The sequence below is a fragment of the Bacillus sp. PAMC28571 genome (assembly GCF_014250435.1).
Lineage (GTDB): Bacteria > Bacillota > Bacilli > Bacillales > Bacillaceae > Bacillus > Bacillus safensis.
This window is the reverse complement of record NZ_CP060191.1, coordinates 1,033,456-1,057,555: the sequence shown is the minus strand read 5'-3', so window position 1 is coordinate 1,057,555 and position 24,100 is coordinate 1,033,456. Positions and strand designations below refer to the sequence as shown.

The 24,100-nt window shown below is 43.3% G+C and carries 27 protein-coding genes, 1 riboswitch and 1 other annotated feature; of the genes, 5 read left to right on the top strand and 22 right to left on the bottom strand.

Translation table 11 applies throughout. From position 1 onward, the window contains the following. Positions 1–150: 150 nt before the first annotated feature. The 5 genes from H7F25_RS05160 to purU form a co-directional block, all read right to left on the bottom strand. A complete protein-coding gene (locus H7F25_RS05160) occupies positions 151–285 on the bottom strand; it encodes a hypothetical protein (RefSeq protein WP_024424642.1) in 135 nt (44 codons plus the stop codon). After that, the gene (locus tag H7F25_RS05155) at positions 275–1,411 is read right to left on the bottom strand and encodes a Rap family tetratricopeptide repeat protein (protein ID WP_024426809.1); all 1,137 of its coding nucleotides are present in this window, start codon (positions 1,409–1,411) and stop codon (positions 275–277) included. Before H7F25_RS05155 ends, H7F25_RS05160 begins: the two co-directional genes overlap by 11 nt. A 124-nt stretch (positions 1,412–1,535) precedes the next feature. Continuing rightward, the gene (locus H7F25_RS05150) at positions 1,536–2,783 is read right to left on the bottom strand and encodes a glutamate-5-semialdehyde dehydrogenase (protein WP_151039379.1); all 1,248 of its coding nucleotides are present in this window, start codon (positions 2,781–2,783) and stop codon (positions 1,536–1,538) included. Positions 2,784–2,795: 12 nt separating this feature from the next. Further along, positions 2,796–3,893: a glutamate 5-kinase gene (gene proB, locus H7F25_RS05145; protein WP_024424639.1), complete on the bottom strand. Its 1,098-nt coding sequence runs from the start codon at positions 3,891–3,893 to the stop codon at positions 2,796–2,798. A 55-nt stretch (positions 3,894–3,948) separates the two neighbouring features. Then, positions 3,949–4,167, bottom strand: a binding site (T-box leader). A gap of 43 nt (positions 4,168–4,210) precedes the next feature. Continuing rightward, a complete protein-coding gene (gene purU / locus H7F25_RS05140; protein ID WP_185854359.1) occupies positions 4,211–5,113 on the bottom strand; it encodes a formyltetrahydrofolate deformylase in 903 nt (300 codons plus the stop codon). Between the two features lie 161 nt (positions 5,114–5,274). On the opposite strand from purU, the gene H7F25_RS05135 reads away from it, so the two are divergent. Beyond that, the gene (locus H7F25_RS05135) at positions 5,275–5,460 is read left to right on the top strand and encodes a hypothetical protein (protein WP_024424637.1); all 186 of its coding nucleotides are present in this window, start codon (positions 5,275–5,277) and stop codon (positions 5,458–5,460) included. Between the two features lie 136 nt (positions 5,461–5,596). Here H7F25_RS05135 and H7F25_RS05130 read toward each other — a convergent pair whose 3' ends face one another. Together H7F25_RS05130 and H7F25_RS05125 are read right to left on the bottom strand one after the other, a co-directional pair. After that, positions 5,597–5,911: a DMT family transporter gene (locus tag H7F25_RS05130; protein WP_024424636.1), complete on the bottom strand. Its 315-nt coding sequence runs from the start codon at positions 5,909–5,911 to the stop codon at positions 5,597–5,599. After that, positions 5,908–6,237, bottom strand: coding sequence for a DMT family transporter (locus H7F25_RS05125; protein WP_034623384.1), 330 nt, complete (start codon positions 6,235–6,237; stop codon positions 5,908–5,910). The genes H7F25_RS05130 and H7F25_RS05125 overlap by 4 nt, the downstream gene beginning before the upstream one ends. A gap of 67 nt (positions 6,238–6,304) precedes the next feature. Further along, positions 6,305–6,414: riboswitch (guanidine-I (ykkC/yxkD leader) on the bottom strand. 222 nt (positions 6,415–6,636) lie between these two features. On the opposite strand from H7F25_RS05125, the gene H7F25_RS05120 reads away from it, so the two are divergent. Together H7F25_RS05120 and H7F25_RS05115 are read left to right on the top strand one after the other, a co-directional pair. Further along, on the top strand, positions 6,637–6,771 hold the full coding sequence (locus tag H7F25_RS05120; RefSeq protein ID WP_073204910.1) for a YrzI family small protein: 135 nt from the start codon (positions 6,637–6,639) through the stop codon (positions 6,769–6,771). A gap of 208 nt (positions 6,772–6,979) precedes the next feature. After that, positions 6,980–8,023 carry a bifunctional transcriptional activator/DNA repair enzyme AdaA gene (locus H7F25_RS05115; RefSeq protein ID WP_034623385.1) on the top strand — a complete coding sequence of 348 codons (1,044 nt, stop codon included), beginning with the start codon at positions 6,980–6,982 and terminating at the stop codon, positions 8,021–8,023. A 14-nt stretch (positions 8,024–8,037) separates the two neighbouring features. On the opposite strand, the gene H7F25_RS05110 is transcribed toward H7F25_RS05115, so the two are convergent. The 5 genes from H7F25_RS05110 to H7F25_RS05090 all read right to left on the bottom strand — a co-directional run bounded on the left by H7F25_RS05110 (position 8,038) and on the right by H7F25_RS05090 (position 10,920). Beyond that, complete coding sequence (locus H7F25_RS05110) at positions 8,038–8,583, bottom strand: GNAT family N-acetyltransferase (RefSeq protein WP_135031933.1); 546 nt, start codon at positions 8,581–8,583, stop codon at positions 8,038–8,040. A 17-nt stretch (positions 8,584–8,600) separates the two neighbouring features. After that, on the bottom strand, positions 8,601–9,089 hold the full coding sequence (locus tag H7F25_RS05105; RefSeq protein ID WP_034623389.1) for a small multi-drug export protein: 489 nt from the start codon (positions 9,087–9,089) through the stop codon (positions 8,601–8,603). A 105-nt stretch (positions 9,090–9,194) separates the two neighbouring features. Next, the gene (locus H7F25_RS05100; RefSeq protein ID WP_149125714.1) at positions 9,195–9,953 is read right to left on the bottom strand and encodes an HAAS domain-containing protein; all 759 of its coding nucleotides are present in this window, start codon (positions 9,951–9,953) and stop codon (positions 9,195–9,197) included. Between the two features lie 4 nt (positions 9,954–9,957). Beyond that, positions 9,958–10,284 (bottom strand): PadR family transcriptional regulator, encoded by a 327-nt coding sequence (locus H7F25_RS05095; RefSeq protein WP_149125715.1) that lies wholly within the window; start codon positions 10,282–10,284, stop codon positions 9,958–9,960. A 114-nt stretch (positions 10,285–10,398) separates the two neighbouring features. Continuing rightward, on the bottom strand, positions 10,399–10,920 hold the full coding sequence (locus H7F25_RS05090; protein WP_008346212.1) for an acyl-CoA thioesterase: 522 nt from the start codon (positions 10,918–10,920) through the stop codon (positions 10,399–10,401). A gap of 179 nt (positions 10,921–11,099) precedes the next feature. Between H7F25_RS05090 and H7F25_RS05085 the strand changes: the two genes are divergently transcribed. Continuing rightward, complete coding sequence (locus tag H7F25_RS05085; RefSeq protein WP_034623395.1) at positions 11,100–11,981, top strand: dimethylarginine dimethylaminohydrolase family protein; 882 nt, start codon at positions 11,100–11,102, stop codon at positions 11,979–11,981. A gap of 38 nt (positions 11,982–12,019) precedes the next feature. Here the strand turns inward: H7F25_RS05085 and H7F25_RS05080 are convergent, their stop codons facing one another. The 10 genes from H7F25_RS05080 to proG all read right to left on the bottom strand — a co-directional run bounded on the left by H7F25_RS05080 (position 12,020) and on the right by proG (position 22,619). Then, positions 12,020–12,988, bottom strand: coding sequence for an ABC transporter ATP-binding protein (locus tag H7F25_RS05080; RefSeq protein WP_024426800.1), 969 nt, complete (start codon positions 12,986–12,988; stop codon positions 12,020–12,022). Next, a complete protein-coding gene (locus H7F25_RS05075) occupies positions 12,978–13,895 on the bottom strand; it encodes a C40 family peptidase (RefSeq protein WP_034623397.1) in 918 nt (305 codons plus the stop codon). Before H7F25_RS05075 ends, H7F25_RS05080 begins: the two co-directional genes overlap by 11 nt. Further along, positions 13,895–14,974: a dipeptide epimerase gene (locus tag H7F25_RS05070; protein ID WP_135031940.1), complete on the bottom strand. Its 1,080-nt coding sequence runs from the start codon at positions 14,972–14,974 to the stop codon at positions 13,895–13,897. The genes H7F25_RS05075 and H7F25_RS05070 overlap by 1 nt, the downstream gene beginning before the upstream one ends. Next, the gene (locus H7F25_RS05065) at positions 14,971–15,912 is read right to left on the bottom strand and encodes a S66 peptidase family protein (protein ID WP_025092301.1); all 942 of its coding nucleotides are present in this window, start codon (positions 15,910–15,912) and stop codon (positions 14,971–14,973) included. Before H7F25_RS05065 ends, H7F25_RS05070 begins: the two co-directional genes overlap by 4 nt. A 315-nt stretch (positions 15,913–16,227) precedes the next feature. Then, positions 16,228–17,850, bottom strand: coding sequence for a peptide ABC transporter substrate-binding protein (locus tag H7F25_RS05060; protein ID WP_135031942.1), 1,623 nt, complete (start codon positions 17,848–17,850; stop codon positions 16,228–16,230). After that, positions 17,847–18,860, bottom strand: a complete 1,014-nt coding sequence (locus tag H7F25_RS05055) for an ABC transporter ATP-binding protein (RefSeq protein ID WP_151039369.1) — start codon at positions 18,858–18,860, stop codon at positions 17,847–17,849. The genes H7F25_RS05060 and H7F25_RS05055 overlap by 4 nt, the downstream gene beginning before the upstream one ends. A gap of 7 nt (positions 18,861–18,867) precedes the next feature. Beyond that, complete coding sequence (locus H7F25_RS05050) at positions 18,868–19,830, bottom strand: ABC transporter permease (protein ID WP_024424622.1); 963 nt, start codon at positions 19,828–19,830, stop codon at positions 18,868–18,870. Further along, entirely contained in the window at positions 19,827–20,762 is a 936-nt protein-coding gene (locus tag H7F25_RS05045) for an ABC transporter permease (protein ID WP_041116384.1), read from the bottom strand. Before H7F25_RS05045 ends, H7F25_RS05050 begins: the two co-directional genes overlap by 4 nt. Positions 20,763–20,780: 18 nt before the next feature. Continuing rightward, positions 20,781–21,605, bottom strand: coding sequence for a M55 family metallopeptidase (locus H7F25_RS05040; RefSeq protein ID WP_149125718.1), 825 nt, complete (start codon positions 21,603–21,605; stop codon positions 20,781–20,783). A 189-nt stretch (positions 21,606–21,794) separates the two neighbouring features. Next, the gene (gene proG, locus H7F25_RS05035) at positions 21,795–22,619 is read right to left on the bottom strand and encodes a pyrroline-5-carboxylate reductase ProG (protein WP_149125719.1); all 825 of its coding nucleotides are present in this window, start codon (positions 22,617–22,619) and stop codon (positions 21,795–21,797) included. Between the two features lie 168 nt (positions 22,620–22,787). Between proG and H7F25_RS05030 the strand changes: the two genes are divergently transcribed. Then, a complete protein-coding gene (locus H7F25_RS05030; RefSeq protein WP_185854358.1) occupies positions 22,788–24,077 on the top strand; it encodes a S1C family serine protease in 1,290 nt (429 codons plus the stop codon). Positions 24,078–24,100: the final 23 nt, after the last annotated feature.

Below are 24,100 nucleotides of genomic sequence, written 5' to 3'. Positions count from 1 at the left end.
CCAATAATGTTTTCTACAATTGAATTGTACACAATTTAAATTACAGAGTCAATCAATAAATACTCTTTTTTAAGTTTTCCTGCCTGAACCCTTTTTATGAGTATGTCCGGAAATTGTTAGGCAGTAAAAAAAGCCCTTTAAAAAGGGCTTTTAGATCGTGTCATGCTGCGGATTCGGTTGTTCTAGCGTATGGTTTCTGTTATCTGGGTCGGCATTTGCTGCTGCCAGCCACAATGCCATAATGGTGATACTTGTACAGACGACTGCCCATTTTTTAAAATTCATATAAACAATCCCCTCTCTGAATATAGATTCGAGCATGTTCCGCTTCCCCATAGAACATGGAAGATTTTTCATAATCCCCCATTTCATTATAATACTTTGCGGTATCTAATGCCAGCTCCTCTATATCTGGATATGCATAGGCAGACTCTAAAAAATGGAAAATCCGTTTAATATGCTCAGCATCTTGTCTTAAATACAATGCTTCTAGAAATATGGTTTTCTGAATATGAATGTCATCTTGAAGAGCTTCTGCTCTCTTCATACATTCTTCTCTGTAGTGTAATGCTTCTTCGTGTTTTCCTTGTTTGTATAATATCTGAGCGGCTGTATAAAGAGGGTCTATAGATCGACGAAGATGATCGGATTGATTTTGATCAAATAACGAGATGGATTCTTTCATTAATTCGAGTGCGCGGCCCAAGTCTCCCATTCGGTAATAACTGTTGCCCATATTAAACAAAGAGGAGGCAATAAAACGCACATTTTGAAACTCTCTTGATCTCGCAAGTGCTCTTTCGAGATGTGGTAATGCTTTTTCATGCCTTCTCATATCATCGTAGTTACCGGCCACAATAAATTCACACTGAATCGTGCGAAGCGCATACAGTTCATGCTGAACATAAACATCCAGCGCTAGTTTAGCATGGTGCATCGAGATATGAGTTTGTTTCATGTGATAATATATTTCTGACATTTTAAAATGAAATTCCGCACGTTCAATATCATCTGATACAAAAGAAAGCTTATGCTCTGCCTTTTGATAAGACGATATGGCAGCAATATACTCCCTCCGCCCGAATTCATACATGCCTCTAAAAAAATGATAGTAGTATTCAAGCATGCCTGTGACATGCGTTTGATGCTCATCTATTTCTTTCGAAAGCTCGGAAAAGTTGGCGCGAAGCTTTCCTTCCTTTAATGGCTTTAAATAATCGAGCATGACCTCATGCCTAAATTCCATTAAAGAAAAATAGAGAAGCAAATTCTGATCTTCTTCCATTGAATCAAGAGAGGTGCGAATTTCCTGCTTTAACTGTTCTGCTTGTTCGGAATCAAATCTGCGGATTAATTCATACCACTTGTTGATTTTCACTCCAATATCCGAAGAGGGAATGATTTTCGCCATACGTTGCCTTCTCCAATCTTCTCAAAATATAAAACATTACCATATTTTATCATACTTGACCGGAGAAATACAAAAATGAAAGGAAAAAGAGAGCCTGTTGTCACAAGACTCTCTTTTAAATTCGTTATTCTCTTATTTGTCCTTGACCACGAATGACAAATTTTTCAGACGTTAAGGCTGGCAGACCCATTGGCCCTCTTGCATGAAGTTTTTGCGTACTAATACCTATTTCCGCTCCATAGCCAAATTCAAAGCCATCTGTGAAACGAGTAGAGGCATTATGATAAACAGCGGCAGCATCGACAGCTGTTAAGAAAAGGGCTGCATGCTCATCGTTTTCCGTAATGATCGCCTCAGAGTGCTTAGAGCTATATGTTTGAATATGCTGAATCGCTTGTTCTATGTTTTCTACAATTTTAATACTGACGATCGGTGCTAAAAACTCCGTTGCATAGTCCTCAGTTGTCGCTAATGCAGCACTAGGAGCAAGCGCACAAACGGCTTCATCACCGCGTATTTCTACCCCATTGGATTGAAGGGCTTCAAATAAAGAAGCACCGTAGTTGTTTGCCCATTTTTTTTGAATGACAATGCTCTCGATTGCATTACAAACAGAAGGTCTTTGAGTTTTGGCATTCAGCACAATCCGCTCAGCCATTTCGTTTTTCGCTGTTTCATCAATGTAGATATGACAATTTCCTGCACCTGTCTCAAGCACCGGCACAGTTGACTCTCTCACTACAAGATCAATTAAATTCTTCCCGCCGCGCGGAATGAGGACATCCAGGTATTCATTTAAAGTGAACAGCGTTTTCGCCGTTTCACGGCCTGTGTCTTCAATCAATTGCACACTGTCTACTGGAATATCCGTCGTATGAAGCGCTTCATGAATCACCTTTACAATTGCTTTATTACTATGAATAGCAGAGGAGCTTCCGCGCAGAATCACAGCATTCCCAGTTTTCAAGCAAAGGGTCGCAGCATCGACTGTCACGTTTGGTCTTGCTTCATAAATCATTCCAACCGTTCCAAGCGGTACACGAACCTTTTCGATGAACAGACCGTTTTCTTTCTGAATGGTTTCTAACGTTTCACCAATTGGATCTTTTAGCTGAATGAGTTGAAGGGTCGCATCTGCAATGGCTTCAATTCTCTCTTCCGTGAGTGTAATCCGGTCAATGACAGATGGCGTGAACTGCTTTTCCTCAGCAGCCTGAACATCTTTTTGGTTCTCTTCTATTAAATAAGCTGAAGATGCTTTTAGTGCACTGGCAATGGCGTGCAGGGCAGCATTTTTTTGTTCCGTCGTTTTTAGAAGCAGCTGATCTTTGGCTGCACTTGCTTTTTTTGCTTTTTCAAGAACTTCATTCATCGTATTCCCTCCTCAGTTTTGTACATGCTGTACCCAGTGATCTCGGTGTATGACCTCAGGCTTCTCTTTTGCAAGCTCGTCACTTCGCATTCCTTTAATGCCGAGAAGCTCATCGGAGGCGTACAAGGTTTGTCCCTTACCAACTAATCCGTTTGGACCGACGACTTCTACGACTTCTCCTTTAGAAAAGTCACCAGCGACATCAATAACTCCTGCCGGAAGAAGGCTTCTGCCATTATGCAAAATCGCCGCTTCCGCTCCTGCATCAATCATGATCTTCCCAGAGACCGGTGAGTGGAATTGAATCCATTGACGGCGGTTGTTCACAGCTGATAAATCCTGTTCACCGATATACGTTCCGTCGCCTTGACCCGCAAGTATGCGAAGCAGCTTGTCTTCCCCAGTGCCTGTGCCAATGAAGACTTTCACGCCAAGTGAAAGTGCCGTTTGTGCAGCTGAGAGCTTCGATTTCATTCCGCCTGTTCCAACCTTTGAACCGGTGCTCTTTGCATATGAAAACAATTCTTCTGAAATGTGGGTCAGGACATCAAATCGCTTCGCCTCAGGATGCTCATTTGGATTTGCATCATAAATGCCATTGATGTCTGTTAATATGATCAATTGGTCTGCATGGATTAATCCACTGACAAGAGCTGACAGCATGTCATTATCCCCAAAGGTAAGCTCCTCGATGGAGACTGAATCATTTTCGTTTATGATCGGCAAGATTTTTCTTTCAAGCAGCTCCATCATCGTTGCGTACGCATTTCGATATCTTGTTCGATCTGAAAAGTCATTACGTGTTAAAAGCATTTGAGCAGGTGTCATATGAAACTGTGAAAAAAGCTCTGTATATTTCTGCATTAACAAACCCTGTCCAACGGCGGCAGCTGCCTGTTTCCCCTTTAAGGTCACAGGTCTTGATGGATAGCCTAAACTGCCAAATCCTGCTGCAACGGCTCCTGATGAAATTAAAATGATTTCATGACCTGCTTCTTTGAGCTTTGCTATGGCTCTTACATGATCCTGCATCTTTTGTTCATCAATGGCTCCTTTTTGCTCTGTTAATGAACTGCTGCCAATTTTTATGACGATCCTTTGCTTTTTCATCCTTGATTCCCTCCGCTATACCATTAGGCACAAAAAAATCCCTATTTCTCCTTATGTAAAGGACGAAAAGGGATTTTCCGTGGTACCACCTTCATTGAATAAGCATGCGATCTGCTTATTCCACTCAACTCCTGTAACGCCAGGCACGCGCTTAGATTTTTCCTCTAAGGCTCAAAGGGCAGGTTCAGCAGCTGTCTGCGGCAAATGTTTCAGCACATCATTTGCTCTCTTTACGCATCAGTTCCTGCTTACTATTCCTTTTCAACGCTCGTTAATTTTTTTATATTATCACCAATTGCTAAAGAAAAGTCAAGCGGTCAATTAAAGACAATCGTTTTATTCTCATGAACAATAATGCGATCTTCAAGGTGCCATTTGACAGCACGTGCAAGCACACTGCGCTCAATTGTCCGGCCAATATTTTTTAGGGCTTCCGCATCATCCCGGTGATCGACCCGCTCAATATCCTGTTCAATGATCGGGCCTTCGTCTAAATCATTGGTGACATAATGAGAAGTCGCACCAATTAATTTGACTCCCCGCTCATATGCCCGCTTGTATGGGTTTGCACCAATAAACGCTGGCAGGAAGGAATGATGAATATTAATGATTTTGTTCGGATGCTCTTCAATGAATCCAGGCGTTAAAATTTGCATGTATCTAGCAAGCACAACCACATCAATGTCGTACTCTTCTAATAAGGCGAGCTGCTCTTTTTCAGCTTCTTTACGAATGTCTTTGTTCGCCTTTACAAAATGGAATGGGATTCCAAGCGCTTCTACTGTATCTTTTGCCGTTTCATGATTGCTGATCACAACTGCGATTTCAGCCATTAAATTTCCGCTTTGCCATTCCCACAGCAGCTCATGCAGACAATGAAGCTCTTTTGAGACAAAGATTGCCAGCTTTTTAAGCTCACTTGCACGCGACATGCTCCACGTCATTTTAAATGATGCTGCGATTGGCTCAAAACTATTTTTCAATTGATCCATATTCGCCGAGATGTCTTTCCAATCAAATTCAATTCTTAAAAAGAACCGGCCGCTTTCATGATCGGTTGTGTATTGGCTCGATTCAATGATGTTCGCTCCGTGCTCAAATAAAAAGGAAGAAACAGCTGATACAATACCAGGCTGATCTGGGCAGCTGACAAGTAATCTGCCTTTTTGCTCGTGCTTTTGTCTGTGTAATTCAAGTTTTTCTGTAATCAATGTTCTCATGTATCATGACCTCATTTGCGTTTTCATTCTAATGAAATATTATACTGGACTGGAAAGAGAAAAAGCAATGAAGAGTCCATTTTTTATTGAATATTCATTCAATTCTGCACCTAGCGTGATATAATGTGAGTAGACCTTTTATCACAAAAGGAGTGATGGAGATGAAAAGCATGACTTTGTTTGGTAAAGTGAGCTTTTGGCTCGGCATCGTATGTCTGATCACAGGTATTTATCTTTTTATGGCCGGTGAGAGACTCATTCCTTTGCTCACATTTGGTGTCTGTTTTCTTCTAGTGAGTCAGCTTTACCGCAAAAATGAAAACGATTCCAATCATCATTCGATGTAACAAAAAAGGGCTAAAATGATTTTTATTTTAGCCCTTTTTCTTCTTTTTCAGCGTGATAGAAAACCATTGCAGGCCTGACAAAGAATGTGTGGGTTTGTCTACATGCTGAGGCTGGCAGACAGATGACAGCCTTTTCTTATTCAATGATTTTTAACCCGACCGCCGCAGATAAAATCAGTGCGATAAAGAATATACGTTTTGCGTCCTTCGACTCACCGTAAAACAGCATGCCGACAATGGCTCCTCCAGCAGCTCCAATGCCAGTCCAAATGGCGTATGCCGTTCCCATCGGAATTGTATTCATCGCAAGAGAGAGCATGAGAAAGGACAGCGAAAATCCAGCTGCAATGAATAAAATCCATTTGACATGCCGGTCTTTCTGGAATTGATTCATCATGGTGACACAAAGCATTTCTAAAATGCCTGCACCAATGAGTAAAAGCCAGCTCATGATTCAGTCTCTCCTTTCTTTTCACCTGTGGTTAGTTTAAGCCCTAATACACCACTTAAAAGCAACATGATTAAAAGTAATTTCACTAGCTGTACTGGCTCTCCCAGTACCATACCTACTATGACAGTACCTGCTGTCCCAAGTCCGGTGAAAACGGCATAAAGTGTGCCAACTGGCAGTACAGTCGTGGCTTTCAGGAGTAAATAAAAGCTCACGACAATACAAACGATGGTTGCGGCCCATTCCAATAAAGAGTCAGCATATTTCAACCCCATCACCCAGCCAACTTCAAAGATGGCTGCAATCAATACATTTCCCCATTTCATCCGATTCTCTTCCTTTCTGAACGATTCCAAGCAATAAAAAAAGCCCGGAAATCGATCGTTTGATCAAATCTCCCGGGCTTTTATCCCTCCGTGTCCATACGGTCTATTGTCTAGACCCTATGTGTTTTCTCTCGGTCCAGACTGCGCCACCCGCACGGAACCCTAGAAAACCATTTCTTAATAAGCAGATCTGACTTAAAGCAGATTCTGTGTGTCAAAATTGTATCACACCCCGAAATACCGGTCTACCGCTTTGCTTTCCACATGCAAATATACTTGTTCATTTTTCGAAAGAATTTTTAATGAGCCGCCGTATACTAAGTGTTAGAAGCAGGTCAACTGATAAAGAAGCTTTGCGGGCTGTTTCGCGTGAAGCGGACTGAAGGGAAATGAGCGTATATGACAATCCATTTATTTTTTATGACATTGACGATCAAGCGTAAATACAAGGACATGGAGACCGTACTTTACGAACAAGAAGTTGAAGCATTTTATGAAGAAATGAAACAGAAGCAACTAAAATATATGAACTAAAACAGGAATGAGAAAAGGAGGAGATTGACATGTTTATGATGCTTGATGTTCCTTAAAGCACGGATACGTCAATGATCACATCGCTGATATAATGAAATCAGATTGATGCGATGAACGTCCAACTTTAGGATGATGTATTTACAGATCATCCGTCGTACCCCAAACAATGCTGAAAAACATTTTATAGAAAATCAAGAGGTGGCTTCATATGATGATGACCGATGAACAAAAACATGAATTTTATCAAGCACTTGTTGACAAGAATCCGCAATATGACGGCACATTCTTTGCCTGTATTAAGACAACCGGTATCTTCTGTCATGCCACATGTACGGCCAGAAAGCCAAAATTTGAAAACTGTGAGTTTTTCTTTACAGCGGAGGAAGCACTGCTGGCAGGGTATCGCCCGTGCAAGCGCTGCACACCATTAACATACCCTAACAGCATTCCTGAAGAAGTCAAAACACTCGTTTCAGCAGTAGAAAAAAATCCTGAGAAACGCTGGAAGGAAGAGGACTTCCGCCAATTAGGGATTCACTCTGCCACAGCTCGAAGAAAGTTTAAAGACATTTACGGCATGACCTTTGTTCAATATGCAAGATCACGCCGAATGGGACTTGCCTTTAAAGAAATTTTGAACGGAAAAAAAGTAATCGATCAGCAGGTCACTTTCGGCTATGAATCTTCAAGTGCCTTCAATGATGCATTTACGAAAATCATGGGAAATCCTCCCAAAAAAGCGCAGATTCACATTCTCTATGCTAATTTTATTTCCACACCGATCGGGCGCATGATGAGTGTGACAGATACCACACATGTGTATTTACTGGAGTTTATGGACAGGCGGGGACTCGAAAAAGAAATTGAAACATTAAGAAAGAAGCATCATGCCCGCATTTTAGTTGGAGAAACAAACGTCCATCAGCAATTAGCAAAGGAATTGGCCTTATATTTTGAGAAAAAGCTGACCAAGTTTACTGTACCGCTTTCCTTACATGGCACCCCTTTTCAAATGAAGGTGTGGGACCAGCTCTCACGCATTCCAGCAGGCGAAACGAGATCCTATCGAGATCTAGCCACGAAACTAGGCGATCCGCATTTGGTTCGTGCTGTCGGTAATGCAAATGGTGCCAATCAATTGGCGATTATCATTCCCTGCCACCGCGTGATTCAAACAAGTGGTGAGCTTGGAGGCTACGGCGGAGGGATTGAACGGAAGAAATATTTGCTTCAGTTAGAACAGCGTGCATAAAAAAACGGCTCTGCTTATTCGGTAAGCGAGCCGTTTTCTCCGTTACGGGTGATGCTGTATACATCAACGATTTGGTCCCATTTTGAAATGGTTTTTTCTTTTTTCATGCCCATTTTTAAAGCGACCTTCACCGACGCTTCATTCTCAGGACGAATTAGGCTGACCATCCGTCTGACCTTCATTTCTTCAAATCCATAGGTAAGGCAGCCTTTTGCAGCCTCAGCAGCATAGCCATTCCCCCACGCCGCTTTCTTTAGCATATAGCCAATCTCAAGCTCGGTTTGTCCTTCAATGTTTTGCAGGACAATGCCGCTTTGTCCAAGTCGTTCATTTGTTTCTTTATCTTCAATGATCCATAGCGAGGTGTTGTACATGCGGTCATTTTTTTGATTCCATGCAATCCACTCTTTTGTCTGCTGTTCATCCTTCAAAGAAGGATAATACTTCATCACTTCTTCATCCTGGAACAGCTCGTCATATAAAAATGACGCATCATGTTCATTCATCGTTCTCAGTTTCAGGCGCTCTGTTTCAAATACTGTTCTTGTTTGAACTGTCATTGATGATCCCCCCTTTTTTACTTGCTAAAAATATCTCCGAACAATCCATTTGAATCTGGGGCAAAGTAATGGAAGCCCGCACCGGTTAAACTTGCAGCCAGCGCTGTCCACATCATTAAACTGACGGTCATCCACACCGCGACTTGCTTTCTTTTCGTTCCAAAGCTCATACACATCAAGGCTGCTAAATGACTGCCGATGATAAAAGGTCCTATGAGCGCTAACCCAGGCAGACCGTATCGTTCCCAAATTTTTCTCGCGCGCAGCTGCTTTTTCTCTCCTTTTTCATCACCTTTTTCCTCTTTTCTTTTTAACCACCATGCTTTAAACCGGTCGACGAACACAATGAGAAGCAAGACTGTCAAAAAGTTTCCAACGAATCCAATCACAGCCGTTGTCACAGGATGCAGCCCACTTAAGATTGCGAATGGAACGACACCAATCACTTCAAAAAAAGGCAAGGCAGCCAATACAAAAACGAGTACATATCCCCATACGATATCCAAAAACAGAACCCCTTTTCATTTTTGTCCTCTCCCCATTGTAATGAAAAAGACAATTCCATTTCTACATTTTTTTAGAAAAAGAAAAGCACATCGGATAGGATGTGCTCAGTTTACATTCGTATTTTCATTTTTCTTATTTGTCCGGCGCAGTACAATGAATATAAGCCCCATTAAAATCACAATAGATAGCAGACTTTGCAGCAAAATCACACTTGGTGACGTCCAGCCAATCCATTCGAATATGAGCTGCGGTCCGAAAAAGATAATCGGAATCAATGAAACGACATTCGCCTTTAAGATTGCATTAAATACAACGATACATAGCAGCATGAGCAAAATGACGCCCCACCTCTGGCCAGAAGTAAGGACAAGTAGTGGTGTGCCGACTTTTTGATCCAATAGTTTGATTGTCACCATCGCTGTCAGCTGAAAGATTCCTAACATCCAAAAGTAGAGAAATACCCGGCTGCTTGTTTGAAAGGCGGACGCTCTAAACATCACAATGATCATGATAACATTGGCCACTAAAACGAGCGGATATCCAATCAAAGCAAACCAAGAATAGGATAAGTTTTGGCTGATTGCATCTGCTAAAATCATGTAAAAAAGCGATCCAATTAAGAAAGCACTGACGAATGGCACCCAGTCTTTATGATTCCCTGACAGCTCTTTTGCCAGTTCATCAGCATAGCCCCGCGGATCTCCACCGAACACATCCTCACCTGTTTTGCCGTCTTTTTCAGCCTCAACCGCATGTGCTGTCAGTTCGTCCATCAGCTCATCGATTTCACCCTGATTTTTCCCCTTTGATATGAGATAAAGTTGCAGCTCTAGTAGAATTTGTCTTGTTTCTTTTGATACCATAATCTCACTTCCCTTTTTGTAATAAGCGGTTTACATTTTTTGAAAGCTCATCCCAGCGGGCAATAAACTCTGTGAGTGCTTGTTCACCCGCTTGTGTGAGCGTATAGTATTTCCTGTTCGGGCCGGTCGCTGACGCTTTTGTGACGGTGGTCACCAGCTGTTCCTTTTGCATACGCAGCAAAATCGGATAGATACTGCCTTCACTTATTTGATCAAACCCATAATGCGCGAGCTTCTTCGTCATTTCATACCCATAAATTTCGCCCTCAGAAATAATCGACAGCAGGCAGCCTTCTAAAATTCCTTTTAGCATTTGTGTGGATGTTGTCATGATTGTTCCTCCGATTCCAGTACCTTGCATCACAAGATAGCTTCATCTTACCACACACTATCTTGCCATGCAAGATACTGGCACAGAAAAAAATCACCGCTTAAAGGGTGATTTTTACGCCCAAGGCTTATCTGTCCCAAGTGCGTCAGCAAGCGCCTTACTATGCTTTCGGCGGCTTTTTCTTTCCTCTGCCCGCTGCTTCGCTGTTTGATGAAGCATGATCTCTTCCTCTGTTTCCGGCATCACCTGCGGGACTCGTTTAGGCTTTCCGTTTTCATCTAATGAGACAAATGTCAGAAATGAAGTTGCTGCGAGTCTGCGCTCTCCAGACATCAAGTTTTCTTTAATGACTTTGACGAACACTTCCATAGAAGACGTGCCCACCCATGTGACATAGGATTCCAAGCATACGGACTCCTTTTGTCCAATCGGCTCTAAAAAGTCAACAGAATCCATTGAAGCTGTGACCGTTTCACTGCGGCTGTGTCTTGCAGCCGAGATGGAGGCAATGTCATCTATATAACTCATTAATTTCCCGCCAAATAACGTTTGGTGGTTATTCGTATCAAGAGGAAACACCCTGCTGGTTTTAACAACTTTCGATTCCTTGCAGTATTTGAAATTTTCTTCACTCATCATCATAGCTCCTTCTTGCTGTTTTCGTGGATGCGGAACGACTTTTATTAAACACTATTCTTTTAGGTTTGTCTAAACTTTTTGCTTTAGTCTTATGTGAGAGATTTTCTTTCGGAAATGTTTCAACCATGGCTAGAAGAAGGAATAATAGAACTATGAATGAACAAGGAGGCCATTTGATGGATTCTATGAGAGCAGAGCAATTATACAAAATGCCGCAATGCATGAGTGAATACGACGATTTAGAAGAAGTTCTTTTATGCAGTCCTATTTATATGGAAATCAAACAAATTATTAACGAAACCCAGAAACATTTTGCAAAAGAAAATATTTCTCAAATGAAAGCAGTCGCTCAGCATAAGCAATTGATCCAAACCCTTAAAGAGAATCAAGTACGGCCCATCCTGCTCCCGGCGAATGACCGCTTCCCTGAGCAAGTCTTCACTCGGGATATTGGGTTTACGATTGGACATACACTGTTTGTTTCAAGTATGGCCGCTCCGGTTCGGCAAGGGGAAGAACAATACCTAAAAGAATGGGCACACGCAAAAGGGTGGTCAGCTGTCACTTTGACAGACGGAACGATTGAAGGCGGCGATGTGCTTGTGGATCAAAACCGTGTATTTGTTGGCACGAGCAAAAGAACTAGTCCAGCCGCTATCTACCAGCTCAAAAAGGAGCTGCCGGATCATGACATCATTCCGATTCACCTTCCTCCTCACATTCTGCATCTTGATTGTGTGATGAATATTCTGTCTCATGACGAGATCATCATTTATCCTGAAGCATTCAAGCAAAAGGATCTCCAGCTGCTCAAAACGTATTATGATTTGATTGAAATCAGCGAACAAGAGCAATTCACACTTGGACCAAATGTTTTATCCATTGGGCAGAAAAAAGTGATCAGCTTGCCCAGCAACCAAGAAACAAATGCTGCGTTAACCGCTCACGGATACACCGTTATTGAAGTTGACTTTTCTGAAATTATTAAATCCGGCGGCTCTTTCAGATGCTGCACATTGCCTATTCGGCGTTCATCTATTAAAAAAGCCAGCATGTAGAACAGCTTGTCTACTTGCTGGCTTTTGTCTAGCTTGTCCTATTTTCTATTATATAAATGACAGGCGACTTCATGTCCTTCTTCCACCGCTTGTAATGCCGGCTTTTTTTCAGCACACACATCCATCGCGGCAGGACATCTTGTTCGAAATACACAGCCGCTTGGCGGGTTCACTGGACTTGGAATTTCTCCTTTTAAAATAAACCTTTTGCGCTTGTCCTCTACGTCAGGATCTGGAATGGGGATTGCCGACAGCAAGGCTTGTGTATATGGGTGAAGCGGTGTTTGATATAATGCATCACTTGTCGTCAACTCGACGAGATGGCCTAAATACATCACACCGATCCGGTCGCTAATATATTTCACCATTGACAAGTCATGTGCAATAAAGAGAAATGTTAATCCTTCCTCTTTTTGCAATTTTTTCAGCAGATTCACGACCTGCGCTTGAACGGAGACGTCTAGTGCAGAAATCGGCTCATCTGCCACAATAAATTTTGGCGCTAAGGCAAGTGCTCTTGCAATGCCGATTCTCTGCCTCTGTCCTCCGCTAAATTCGTGCGGATAGCGGGTGGCAAAATCATAGCTTAATCCTACCGCTTCGAGCAGTTCTTTCACGCGGGCAATCCTTTTCTTTTGACTCCCATAAAGCTGATGAATCTCCATTGGCTCCAGCATAATATCTTTTACTGACAGTCTTGGATTTAACGAGGAATACGGATCTTGAAAGACCATTTGCATTTGCCGATTGAAATCAAATGATTCTTTTTTAGAAAGGTGGTGAAGACTTTTCCCTTCATATAAGGCTTCACCATCTGTTGGTTCATAAAGACGCATGAGCACTTTTCCAAGTGTGGATTTGCCGCAGCCAGACTCACCAACGAGACCAAAGGTTTCACCTTGTTTCAGCTGAAAAGAGACACCATCCAGCGCTTTTAAGGTTCTCCCTTTCGATAGATGAAAATGTTTTTTAAGGTTGTTTACTTGTAAAAGTGGTTCAACTGTCATGATCGCTCCTCCTCTCGCTTGGTAAATACCGCCTTGCACCTGCCCATTCCTTTTCATATGAAGTGCCAGAAAGGGAAAGAAGCTCAATTTGTCTGCCGGTTTTAGGCGAATGAAGCATCATCCCATCCCCAGCGTAGATCCCTACATGGCGGACCGCTCCCTTTCCGTTTTCATTTGCAAAAAACAGCAAGTCACCTTGTTCTAAATGGCTTGATGTCACCGGCGTTCCTTGAACTGCTTGGTCACTTGCGTCTCTTGGCAAAAGATATCCGCACGCTTTGTACATACTGTAAGCAAAGCCTGAACAATCATAGCCAAAGCTGCTCATGCCTCCCCATAAATAAGAAAGGCCAATAAATTGTTTTCCTGCGTCTACGACATCTTTGCCGGTCATAGAGAAAGCTTGCGATACTGGGCGTACATCCGCTTTGTTGATTTCTCTTATTCCTAATGGGGTGACAACATGAAATTGATCATCTGTTTCTTTGGCGGCTGCCAGCTCTGTTAAAAAGCTAATCTCCATATCAGGTTCCCCGTTTTGATAGAGCGTGGCTTTTTTCTGACAAACGATAAGAGATGCAGCTGACGCACTTCCCTCTGTTACTTGTTTTAATTGCTCAGCAGGTATATAGCCTGGATAGCCTTGCGGATGTTTCCGGCTGGCCTGCTGCGGAATGACGACTTTCATCCAACCATCTGTCTCTTCTAATCCAATCACTCGTCCGCCGAGCAGTACTTGAGATTGAATCAAATTTTCTTCACATAAAGCCAGCTTTTCTTCATATGTTTGCTGGTCAATCCATTCTTTGATGTTGATGGAGTCCTGAAGTACCTTTCGATCGATTTCTCGGGGAGACTGCGGCGCTGTCCATACATTAGCGACTGGAACCTTTGATTCGTATATCATCATGAGACTCCTTTCACCCCTTGAATGCCTAACCCATGATGCAGCGGTAAAAATATATCTTTTCCTTTGTACACGATTCCTCCGTCTATCATGTCCTCTTTCAGCATAAGCGGGGCATCAAAATCGCAGCGGGTGATATTCGGCTGGCTTGCGGCGAAATGTGCCGCTGCTGTAATGCCAAGCTTTGACTCAATCATACTGCCAACCATGCACTGAACACCGTATGCTTCGGCAAGGGCATTGATTTTTAATGCTTCTTTTATGCCGCCTGATTTCATTAATTTTAAATTGATCAGATCACAGCTTCTCATTTCAAGCACCTTGATTGCATCATGAAAACTGAAAATGCTTTCGTCTGCCATGATCAATGTTTCAGTTGCTTCCGTCACACGACGCAGGCCTTCGATATCTTCTTTCGGCACTGGCTGTTCTACTAATTCAATATTCAGCACTTCCATTTTTCGAATAGCTGTGATCGCTTCCTTCCATGTCCAGCCCTGATTGGCGTCGAGCCTGATCTGAATGTCTGGCCCGACTTTTTCTCGAATCCGCTTGATCCGCTGAATGTCCGTGTGTATATCATCTTTTCCTACTTTGATCTTTAACGTCTGAAAACCTTCAGCTGCGTATTGCTTCGCATCTTCTGCCATCTCAAGCGGCCGGTTTACACTGACCGTATAGTCGGTTTCGAGCTGATGACGATATCCGCCAAGGTATTGATAAAGCGGGAGTCCTGCCTGCTTTGCTAAGCCATCATAAATGGCCATATCGATTGCAGCCTTTGCGCTTGTGTTGCTTGCGAGCACGCGGTTCATAGCAGAAAAGATTTGTTCATACTCTGCCAAGGAAGCCCCGAGCAAAATGGGTCTGATCACTTCACAGATGGCATAGTCGATGCTTTCCAGCGTTTCTCCTGTAATCACCGATGTGGGAACTGCCTCTCCGTAGCTGACATCACCTTGATCATATGTGATGATAACGATCAAAGATGCGGCGTCATACACCGTTCTTAAAGCGGTTTTGAAAGGCTTTTTTAGCGGTACACTCGTTCTGCATGTACGAACATCGACAATTTTCATTTAATCGCCTCTTTCGCTGCAACGCCTGGAGAAATGTGCAGTTTTTTCCCTGCGGCATCTAGTGCAGCCTGCACGCCCATCGGAAAGGCAAAGTTCGGTGATGAATGACCGATCCGAAAGCCGCCGAGTGCGGGTTTCTTTTGCGGCACAATATAGGTTTCCCACAGCTGTTCCAAGGTTAAGGACTGGTCTTTCTTTTTTGGTTCACATTGATGAAAATCTCCAATGATGAATCCAGCCGCATCATCCAATTTTCCAGCAGATGTGAGGTGCTGCATCATACGATCGATTTTATAAGGCTCTTCGTCAATATCTTCAATGAACAACAGCTTTCCCTTCGTATCAATTTCAAAAGGTGTACCAAGTGTTGTCACGATGAGAGCAAGATTCCCTCCTATGATGTCACCTGACACGGTGCCGGGGTAGAAGGTATGAAGAGGTGACAAGTGATGCGTATACGTAAAGGCCTTCGGCGTGAACAGCTGCAAAAAGGTATCCTTCGTATACGGATGGACCTCTTCAAGTCCCACATCAGAGGAAAGCATTGGACCATGAAAGGTCACAAGACCGGTCTGCTGCTGGATGGCCGTATGTAAAAACGTAATGTCACTATAACCCCAAAAGATTTTTGGATTCCGGCGAATGAGGTCATAATCAATGGCTTCCGCAAGTCTTCCAGTTCCGTACCCTCCGCAGGCACAAATAACTGCTTTGACTTCTGGATCTTGAAACATGCCATGAAGATCTTCCACTCTTTCATGATCACGCCCTGCTAAATACCCGTACCGGGAATCGAGATACTTCCCTTTTTTCACCTTTAGCCCAAGGCTCTCTAAAAAGGCAATCCCTTTTGCTAATTTCAATTCATCAGGCGGGCTTGCTGGTGCGATAATCCCCACCGTATCCCCTGTTTGAAGCGCCGCTGGCAGCTGGTTCATGCCAATCCCCTCTTTCTCTTTATTTCTTACAATCTATGGGCATTTTCTCCATAACATGAACAAATAAAGGAACAGACGCTTTGTTCAAAGCGTCCCATATTGTTGACAAAGGGCTAAAATGATCTTTATTTTAGCCCTTTGTCTTCTATTCAGCGTGACCTGAAAACCTTTGCAGCCCTAGGAAGGACGAGCATCGGAGCGGAGCGAATTTGACATTCATGAGCACCGAAGCGCAGGACTGACAAAGAATGCGAGGGTTTGTCCGCGTGCTGAGACGCTTTTGTTCAAAACGTCCGTGTCCCTCATTCCCTTCAATTACTCTCCATCTACTTGTGCCCATTTCAAATCGATATACCCAACAGGGTGGCGGACAATTCCCTTCACGCCCTCTTTTTGCAAATGAACTTGGTTATAAAAATGAATTGGAATGATCGGTGCTTCTTCAATGAGAAGTGCCTCTGCCTCATGAAGGATGCTGTTTCTTTTTTGTTCATCTGCTTCCTTTCTCGCCTTTTTCATCAGCTGATCATAGGTGTCGTTTGACCATCCAGTCCGGTTCATCGCATTCCCTGTTTGAAAGCTCTCTAGGAAATTAATCGGATCTGCATAGTCTGCTAAAAATGAACTTTGCGAGAATTGGAATTTCAGTGCCTTTTGATCTTCTGCAAATACATTGGCTTCCATGTTTGCAAGCTTCACGTCCACACCCAGCGCTTCTTTTAGTTGCTGCTGGATGGCTTCAGCTTTTTTCTTGTTCTCAGGCTTTGTACTATATGTTAATGTGACGGGCGGCAGCTTTGAATAGTTTTCTTCTTTCAGCCCTTTTTCTAATAGTTTTGCAGCTTCACTCGTATCTTGTTTGACAAGATCACCGCCAGCTTCTCTGAAATCCTCACCCTTTGAATCTAAAATCCCCGGTGAAACGAAGGCGCGAGCTGGCTTCTCTTTATTTTTCGTTACATAATCCACGATATCTTGCGGATTGATCGCCATTTGAAAGGCTTTGCGAATGTTCTTATTTTGAAAAGGTTCCATGTTCACATTCAGACGATAAAAGAATAGTCCAGCCTGATCTTCAATTTGTACATCTTTATTTTTCAGCAAATTTTCACTTTGTTCTGCTGGAACGAAGGCAGTATCTAAATCTCCCGATTGATACATTTGATAATCAGTGTTTCGATCGCTGATCATCAGCCACTTTACCTGATCCAGCTTGACTGATTTTTTGTCCCAATACGTCTCACTTTTTTCCATAGTGAAGCTCTCATCATGCTTCCATTCTGTCAGCTGAAACGGTCCATTCCCAACAAAGGTTTTGGCATCCTTTGCCCAGTTTGGATCCTTCTCTGCTACCTTCTCATTGACAGGGAAAAAGGCAGGGTTTGCGGTCATATTTAAGAACGATTTCTGCGGGTATGCCAGTGTGACCTTTAGCGTTTTGTCATTTTCAGCACTGACTTTTACATCCTCTTTCTTTCCTTTTCCGCTGTTAAATGCCTCTCCGCCTTCAATCATGTAAGCTAAGAACGATGCAGAGGAGCCTGTTTTCGGATCAAGCAGACGCTTCCACGCATATTCAAAGTCACTCGCTTTCACTGGATCACCATTCGACCACTTGATGCCGTCTCTTAAATGAAATGTGTACGTTTTTCCATCCTCTGAAATTTCCCATTTTTCCGCCATTGCAGGAGATGGTTCGTGCTTTTCATTCAGTCTTGTTAATCCCTCCATTAAGTTATTCAGACCTTGCCACGATACATTATTAAAACCAATCGGCGGGTCAAATGACGTCGGTTCGTTTTCGTTATTTAAGGTTAATACTTTCTTTTCATTCTTGTTGCTTGATGATCCTTTACCTGCTTGCTCATTGGCTGTACATCCTGCGAGCAGCATGATGATGAACAAACAAACACTAATGATCCACCCTTTTTTTCTCATGAAAAACTCCCCCTTTGTGTTGAAGATAACATCGCTTGGTTCGCTCGCTCATCCTGGAGCCAGCAATGCACTGTATGAGTAGGTGACCGCTGCGTTTCGTGCGGCATGATATGATCGCACACTTTCATGGCAGCCGGGCAGCGATCAGTATACGGACAGCCCTTTGGAGGTGCAAATAAATCAGGCGGGCTTCCTTCAATCGGAATCAGTTCATCTTTCATATCAAGTCTTGGAACGGATTGCAGAAGTCCTTTTGTATAAGGATGCTGCGGACTGTAAAAAATATCTTGCCTTGTTCCGGTTTCAACCATTTTCCCTCCGTACATGACTGCTACCCGGTCGGCAACTTGGGCTACAACCCCTAAGTCGTGTGTGATTAAGATAATGGTAACCCCTGTTTTCCTCTGAATCTCTTTAAACAGTTCTAAAATTTGTGCCTGTATGGTCACATCCAGCGCGGTCGTCGGTTCATCTGCGATCAGCACCTTTGGCTCACAAATCAGTGCCATGGCAATCATGAGCCGCTGCCTCATTCCCCCGCTGAATTGGTGCGGGTATTGCTTTAATCTCTCCTTCGGCTGCGGAATACCAACCAAATCAAGCATTTGTATGGCGGCTTCTTTCACTTCTTTTTTCGTCAGCTTTTGATGCTCCTTCGCCGCCTCCATCAGCTGATCCCCTATTGTCAAGGTTGGGTTTAGTGCTGTCATCGGATCTTGGAAGATCATTGAAATATCGACACCTCGTATGGCGCGCATTTCTTTTTCAGATAATGACAGCAAGTTGCGGTCTTGAAACCAGATTTCTCCCTGATCGACTTGCGCGCTGTATGCAGGCAGAAGCCTCATAATGCTTTGTGATGTCACACTTTTTCCGCAGCCTGATTCTCCCACAATGGCTAAGGTTTCTTTTTCATATACATCGACATTCACTCCGCGTACTGCTTGAACTGAACCGCCGTATGTTCGAAAGCTGACGTGCAGATCAATGATTTGTAGAACTTTTTTCAAAGCGCCATCACCTCTTCATCTTTGGATCAAGCGCATCTTGCAAGCCATCACCTAAATTGTTAAAGCAAAACATCGTAAGTGAAATAAAAAATGCTGGAAAAAATAAACGCCACCAATGTCCATTGTCTGACAGCACAGTCGGCAAAGCATCATTGGCCATCACGCCCCAGCTTGCAAACGGTGCTTGAATACCTAACCCGAGAAAGCTTAGGAACGCTTCAGCAAATATCGCGGTCGGCACAGTCAGGGTCATCTGGACGATAATCGGCCCCATCGTATTCGGCAGCAGGTTGCGGCGAATGATCCGCAGGCTTTTGGCACCAAAGGTTTTTGAGGCAAGGACATATTCCTGGCTTTTCAGCTGAAGAACCTGACCTCTCACAATTCTTGCCATTCCAATCCATCCGGTGACAGTGAGCGCTACAATAATGGTGACAAGCCCTGGTCCCATGAGCACCATCAATAAAATGACGACAAGTAAATAAGGAAGTCCGTAGAGTACCTCGACAATCCGCATCATGACATGGTCATAGCGTCCGCCTTTATAGCCGGCTATGCCCCCATAAATCACACCGATGGCAAAATCAATCAGGGCTGCCATGACACCCACAAATAACGAAATGCGTGCTCCGTACCAAGTACGTGTGAACACATCTCGTCCAAGCTCATCTGTTCCAAACCAGTGAGCAGCCGAGGGCGGCAGATTTTGCATCGAAAGACGCTGCTCTGTCACACTATTTGGTGCAAGCAATGGACCTAAGACTGCCATGACAAAAAGAAAAATCAGAACCGATAGACTAAACATCGCAAGCTTATTTTGCTTCAGCCGCCTCCATGTATCTGCCCAATAGGAAAGAGAGGGTCTTTTAATGGCATGGGCTTCTGTTTTCTTTTGCTCTCGTGGAGAAAACCATTCGTCCGGCACTTCAGGATGCCTGTTCGGTGGATCATGCTGAAGGTGTATACTCATGCCTTTCCTCCTTTCTGATGCAGCTGAATCCTTGGATCAAGGAGACGATACGCCACATCGACAATGAAGAGAAGTGTGATTAAAATAATGCTGTAAAAAACAGTGGTTCCCATGATGACAGGATAATCACGGTTGTTAATGCTCTCGACAAAGTATTTTCCCATTCCAGGAATGGCAAATATTTTTTCAATGACAAAACTTCCTGTTAAAATACTTGCGACAAGTGTTCCAAGAATGGTTACAACGGGTAAAAGTGCATTCCGAAGCGCATGTTTAAATACAATTTTAAAGGGAGAAAGTCCTTTTGCTTTGGCCGTACGGATATAGTCTTGCGACAGCACTTCAATCATGCTCGACCTCGTTAACCTGGCGATAATGGCCATTGGGCCGACAGCAAGGGCGATTGTAGGCAGCACCATATGCATTGGACTTGTCCACATCGCTGTAGGAAAGAGCTTCAAATTGACAGCAAGCTGCTGAATTAATAAGGTAGCAAAGATAAAGTTTGGAATGGATATACCGAATACAGCAATCGTCATGGCGATGTAATCAATCAAACCATTATGCCGGAGGGCAGCCATAACCCCTAGCAGGATGCCAGAGATGACAGCAATCAATATTGAGATAAGACCAAGTTCTAATGAGACTGGGAAGCCTCTCGCCAATAGATCATTGACACTTTCAGAAGGCTTTTTAATGGAAGGACCAAAATCAAAGGTAACAATGGATTTTAAATAAATGACATATTGAACATAGAGTGGTTCGTCTAAGTGATAGTAGCTTTCGAGGTTTCGCTGGACGGTTTCGTTTGTATTTCGTTCTTCATTGAAAGGCGATCCTGGGATGACCTTCATTAAAATAAACGTTAAAGTCGTAATCGTTAAGATCGTAGCGATCATCGCAATAAAACGCTTGAGCAAAAAGCTGGCCATCTGCTGTCTCCCCCTCGCTTAACAAAATGTTGTACGTGCGGCAAGCTCTGTCATGACAAGCATTGCTTGATAGGCTTCTAATATATTGTCTGCCTGGTACGTCACCGTCGATGTTCCTTCTATGATGGCAGTACCGGGCATTAAATTCGCCCATTCAGCTTGTCCATAATTGGCAAACTCAATCTTAAGCAGCGGCTGATCAGGAGGCGTCAGCGGCTTCATTTGATCAATCTGTTTCATCGCGGCTTCCACTTGCTGCGAGATTTGTTGATTGACTTTGGCTGGAGGTAAGCATTTCACAGCAGATCTTGAGATGGTCTCTTTCACTGCCACTGTTTTCACACCAGGCATCAGCTTTTCTGCCTCAAGTGCTGCTTGATCATCCCCGCAAACAAGAATCACCGGCACACCATAGTAGCCTGCAACATACGCATTAAAGCCCATTTCACCAATTGGATGATCATTTATGTAAAAATGTCTGACCCCAAAAATCATACTGTGTGACATCACACCTTTCATTGATGCCCTTGCATGATAGCCTAAAAAAACAGCTGCATCATAGGTTTGATCCAATCCTTGCACCATTGAATAAGGCTTTACGTCACCTGATATGAGAACTGCCTCTTCATGCAGCTCTTCGATCAAAAGATTATTCATTTTAGAATGACTGTCATTGACCAAAATGTCGGTGGCACCATGCTGGACAAGCGCCTCTACACAGGCGTTCACTTCACCCGTCATAATGCGTCTGCCACGCTCATAGTTATGCTGGCGTGAATCAACAAATGTATGATCAGCTAGACCAGTAATTCCCTCCATATCGACAGATAGATAGAGCTTCATTCCCATCCCCCTTTAATTAAACATAAAATTTGTGTATATTTTTCTAAATTTTCTAAAAAATTATATGAGAACTTGATTGATTTTTCAATACAATGTCCGAAAATAAGGAGTTTAGACTCAGATAATACAGGTCAAACGGCTTTTTTAGAAAGGATTTTTTTAACAAATAAAACACCACTAACTATGTCTTTAGTGGTGTTTATCCGCTTCGTTAATCTGCGATTTCAGCTGTTCATATTTCTTCATGGTTTGTGTAAATAAATCATCAAACATCTGAGGTGCCTGCTGTTGAATGACCTCAGCACCTTCTCCTGTAATTCCCCCTTTTGTCGCCACTCTATCGACAGTTTCAGCAAAGGTTAGGCCTCGTTCTACGAGGATCTGGCCAGTTCCTAAAAGGGCATACGTTAAAAATTCATTCGCTTCCTCTAAGGAAAGATCACTATTTCTCACAGCCGCTTTTGCCATTTCTTCAAAAAGAGCAGCGATAAAACCAGGAGATGAGCTTGTCAAATTGCTCGCCGCATCAAACCGGTCTTCCTCTACTTCCCTGACGATGCTAAAAGCTGAAAGCAGCCGGTGCAAACGCTCCTTGTCCTCACGTCCTGCGGCTGCACCATGCGCAACAAGGGATACGCCTGTCCCAACAGCTGACGTGAGCGTTGGGATGTATCTGGATACTGGCTGCGCTGTATGCTCCTGTAACTTTTCTAATGTCACAGCTGCTGCTACTGACACAATATGTACCGCTCTCCCTTTAGAAGGCAGCTGATCCAGAACATTTAGTACAGCAAGCGGCGGCACGCAGACAAACAATATATCACATGACGCAGAAAGTTCCTCTAATGAACAAATGTTGACTTCTTGGTGCTTTTCTTTGAGCTGATGAAGGCGCTCCGTTTCACTTCTTGTATGGATCATGATTTGATGAGCATCCAGCACCCCATTTTCCAGCCACTTTTGCACCATCATATCAGCCATACTTCCATATCCAATGATTCCAATTTTCTCCACAGTTTAATCTCCTCTATCTTGCTTAGATTCACTACTTATTTTAACAATTTCCCACAATGTTTTCATTTTTATCCCACACTTTTTTCATACGATAAAGTCAGCCCCCACCACATACGGTAAAACACCCAAACACATACATGAAAAAATCTTTGAAAGAGAGTGATTGAAATGACACAGCACAAAGATGACAAACAAATAATTGAACAACCTCAAAAACAGAAAAAACCAAACGGCTGGTTTAAGCCATTTGTCAGCGGGGTTGTAGGCAGTACATTAGCGTTAGGTGTCTACGTTCTTACGCCATATGCTCAGCATTCATCAGACAGCACCGCAAATGATTCGGCAGCAAAAACAGAAGCAGTATCGACAAATCACACGAATTCGTCAAAAACAACAGCCGTCCAAACATCAAATTCATCAAGCAGCATCTCCAGTATGGTCGAAAATGTATCACCAGCTATTGTCGGCATTACAAACTACCAAGCGCAAACTCAAACAGACACGAGCTTTGGCGATTTCAGTACGCCTTTCGATGAATCACAGCAAAACAAAAGCAGTCAAGAGGAAGAAACCGGTACAGGCTCAGGCGTCATTTTCAAAAAATCAGGCAATAAAGCCTATATCTTAACAAACAACCACGTCATTGAAGGCGCAAATAAACTAACCGTATCCTTACACGATGGCAAAACCATTGAAGGAAAACTGGTTGGAGCTGATCCGCTCACTGACTTAGCCGTTGTGGAAATTAGCAGTAGTCATGTGACAAAGGTTGCGGCATTAGGCAATTCCTCCTCACTGCGTGCTGGGGAAACCGTCATTGCGATCGGAAACCCGCTTGGTGAAGATCTTTCAAGAACGGTGACACAAGGAATTGTCAGCGGCGTCGACCGAACAGTCTCTATGAACACATCAGCAGGCGAAAGCAGCATTAATGTCATTCAAACAGATGCAGCCATTAATCCTGGTAACAGCGGCGGTCCGCTTCTGACGACAGACGGAAAGGTTGTGGGGATCACGAGTATGAAAATCTCTGAAACAGGTGTTGAAGGCATTGGGTTCGCACTGCCAATCAATGATGTCAAACCAATCGCTGATCAGCTTCTCGCAAAAGGAAAAATTGAACGTCCATATATCGGTATCAGTATGCTGGATCTCGAACAAGTTCCAGATGTGTATCAGAAAGAAACACTCGGACTTAAAAGCAGTCAGCTCGATCAAGGCGTGTATGTCAAAGAAATCGCCGCTGGCTCACCTGCCGCCAAAGCAGGCTTAAAGTCAGAGGATGTCATTACCGCCATCAATGGAAAACAAATCAAAACTGGCAGCGAATTACGTCACGAGCTATACACGAATGCAAAAGTAGGAGACACCGTGAGCATCACCCTCATTCGAAACGGAAAACAAGAAACAAAGCAGGTCACATTAACACAATCTGAATCTAAGCAGGTCAGTTCCTAATGAAAAAGCAGCTCAGTTGATGA

Excerpts from the sequence above, each read along its gene's own strand:
- H7F25_RS05160 (WP_024424642.1), bottom strand. The coding sequence starts at position 285 with ATGAATTTTAAAAAATGGGCAGTCGTCTGTACAAGTATCACCATTATG.
- H7F25_RS05155 (WP_024426809.1), bottom strand. The coding sequence starts at position 1,411 with ATGGCGAAAATCATTCCCTCTTCGGATATTGGAGTGAAAATCAACAAG.
- H7F25_RS05150 (WP_151039379.1), bottom strand. The coding sequence starts at position 2,783 with ATGAATGAAGTTCTTGAAAAAGCAAAAAAAGCAAGTGCAGCCAAAGAT.
- proB (WP_024424639.1), bottom strand. The coding sequence starts at position 3,893 with ATGAAAAAGCAAAGGATCGTCATAAAAATTGGCAGCAGTTCATTAACA.
- purU (WP_185854359.1), bottom strand. The coding sequence starts at position 5,113 with ATGAGAACATTGATTACAGAAAAACTTGAATTACACAGACAAAAGCAC.
- H7F25_RS05135 (WP_024424637.1), top strand. The coding sequence starts at position 5,275 with ATGAAAAGCATGACTTTGTTTGGTAAAGTGAGCTTTTGGCTCGGCATC.
- H7F25_RS05130 (WP_024424636.1), bottom strand. The coding sequence starts at position 5,911 with ATGAGCTGGCTTTTACTCATTGGTGCAGGCATTTTAGAAATGCTTTGT.
- H7F25_RS05125 (WP_034623384.1), bottom strand. The coding sequence starts at position 6,237 with ATGAAATGGGGAAATGTATTGATTGCAGCCATCTTTGAAGTTGGCTGG.
- H7F25_RS05120 (WP_073204910.1), top strand. The coding sequence starts at position 6,637 with ATGACAATCCATTTATTTTTTATGACATTGACGATCAAGCGTAAATAC.
- H7F25_RS05115 (WP_034623385.1), top strand. The coding sequence starts at position 6,980 with ATGATGATGACCGATGAACAAAAACATGAATTTTATCAAGCACTTGTT.
- H7F25_RS05110 (WP_135031933.1), bottom strand. The coding sequence starts at position 8,583 with ATGACAGTTCAAACAAGAACAGTATTTGAAACAGAGCGCCTGAAACTG.
- H7F25_RS05100 (WP_149125714.1), bottom strand. The coding sequence starts at position 9,953 with ATGGTATCAAAAGAAACAAGACAAATTCTACTAGAGCTGCAACTTTAT.
- H7F25_RS05095 (WP_149125715.1), bottom strand. The coding sequence starts at position 10,284 with ATGACAACATCCACACAAATGCTAAAAGGAATTTTAGAAGGCTGCCTG.
- H7F25_RS05090 (WP_008346212.1), bottom strand. The coding sequence starts at position 10,920 with ATGAGTGAAGAAAATTTCAAATACTGCAAGGAATCGAAAGTTGTTAAA.
- H7F25_RS05085 (WP_034623395.1), top strand. The coding sequence starts at position 11,100 with ATGGATTCTATGAGAGCAGAGCAATTATACAAAATGCCGCAATGCATG.
- H7F25_RS05080 (WP_024426800.1), bottom strand. The coding sequence starts at position 12,988 with ATGACAGTTGAACCACTTTTACAAGTAAACAACCTTAAAAAACATTTT.
- H7F25_RS05075 (WP_034623397.1), bottom strand. The coding sequence starts at position 13,895 with ATGATATACGAATCAAAGGTTCCAGTCGCTAATGTATGGACAGCGCCG.
- H7F25_RS05070 (WP_135031940.1), bottom strand. The coding sequence starts at position 14,974 with ATGAAAATTGTCGATGTTCGTACATGCAGAACGAGTGTACCGCTAAAA.
- H7F25_RS05065 (WP_025092301.1), bottom strand. The coding sequence starts at position 15,912 with ATGAACCAGCTGCCAGCGGCGCTTCAAACAGGGGATACGGTGGGGATT.
- H7F25_RS05060 (WP_135031942.1), bottom strand. The coding sequence starts at position 17,850 with ATGAGAAAAAAAGGGTGGATCATTAGTGTTTGTTTGTTCATCATCATG.
- H7F25_RS05050 (WP_024424622.1), bottom strand. The coding sequence starts at position 19,830 with ATGAGTATACACCTTCAGCATGATCCACCGAACAGGCATCCTGAAGTG.
- H7F25_RS05045 (WP_041116384.1), bottom strand. The coding sequence starts at position 20,762 with ATGGCCAGCTTTTTGCTCAAGCGTTTTATTGCGATGATCGCTACGATC.
- H7F25_RS05040 (WP_149125718.1), bottom strand. The coding sequence starts at position 21,605 with ATGAAGCTCTATCTATCTGTCGATATGGAGGGAATTACTGGTCTAGCT.
- H7F25_RS05030 (WP_185854358.1), top strand. The coding sequence starts at position 22,788 with ATGACACAGCACAAAGATGACAAACAAATAATTGAACAACCTCAAAAA.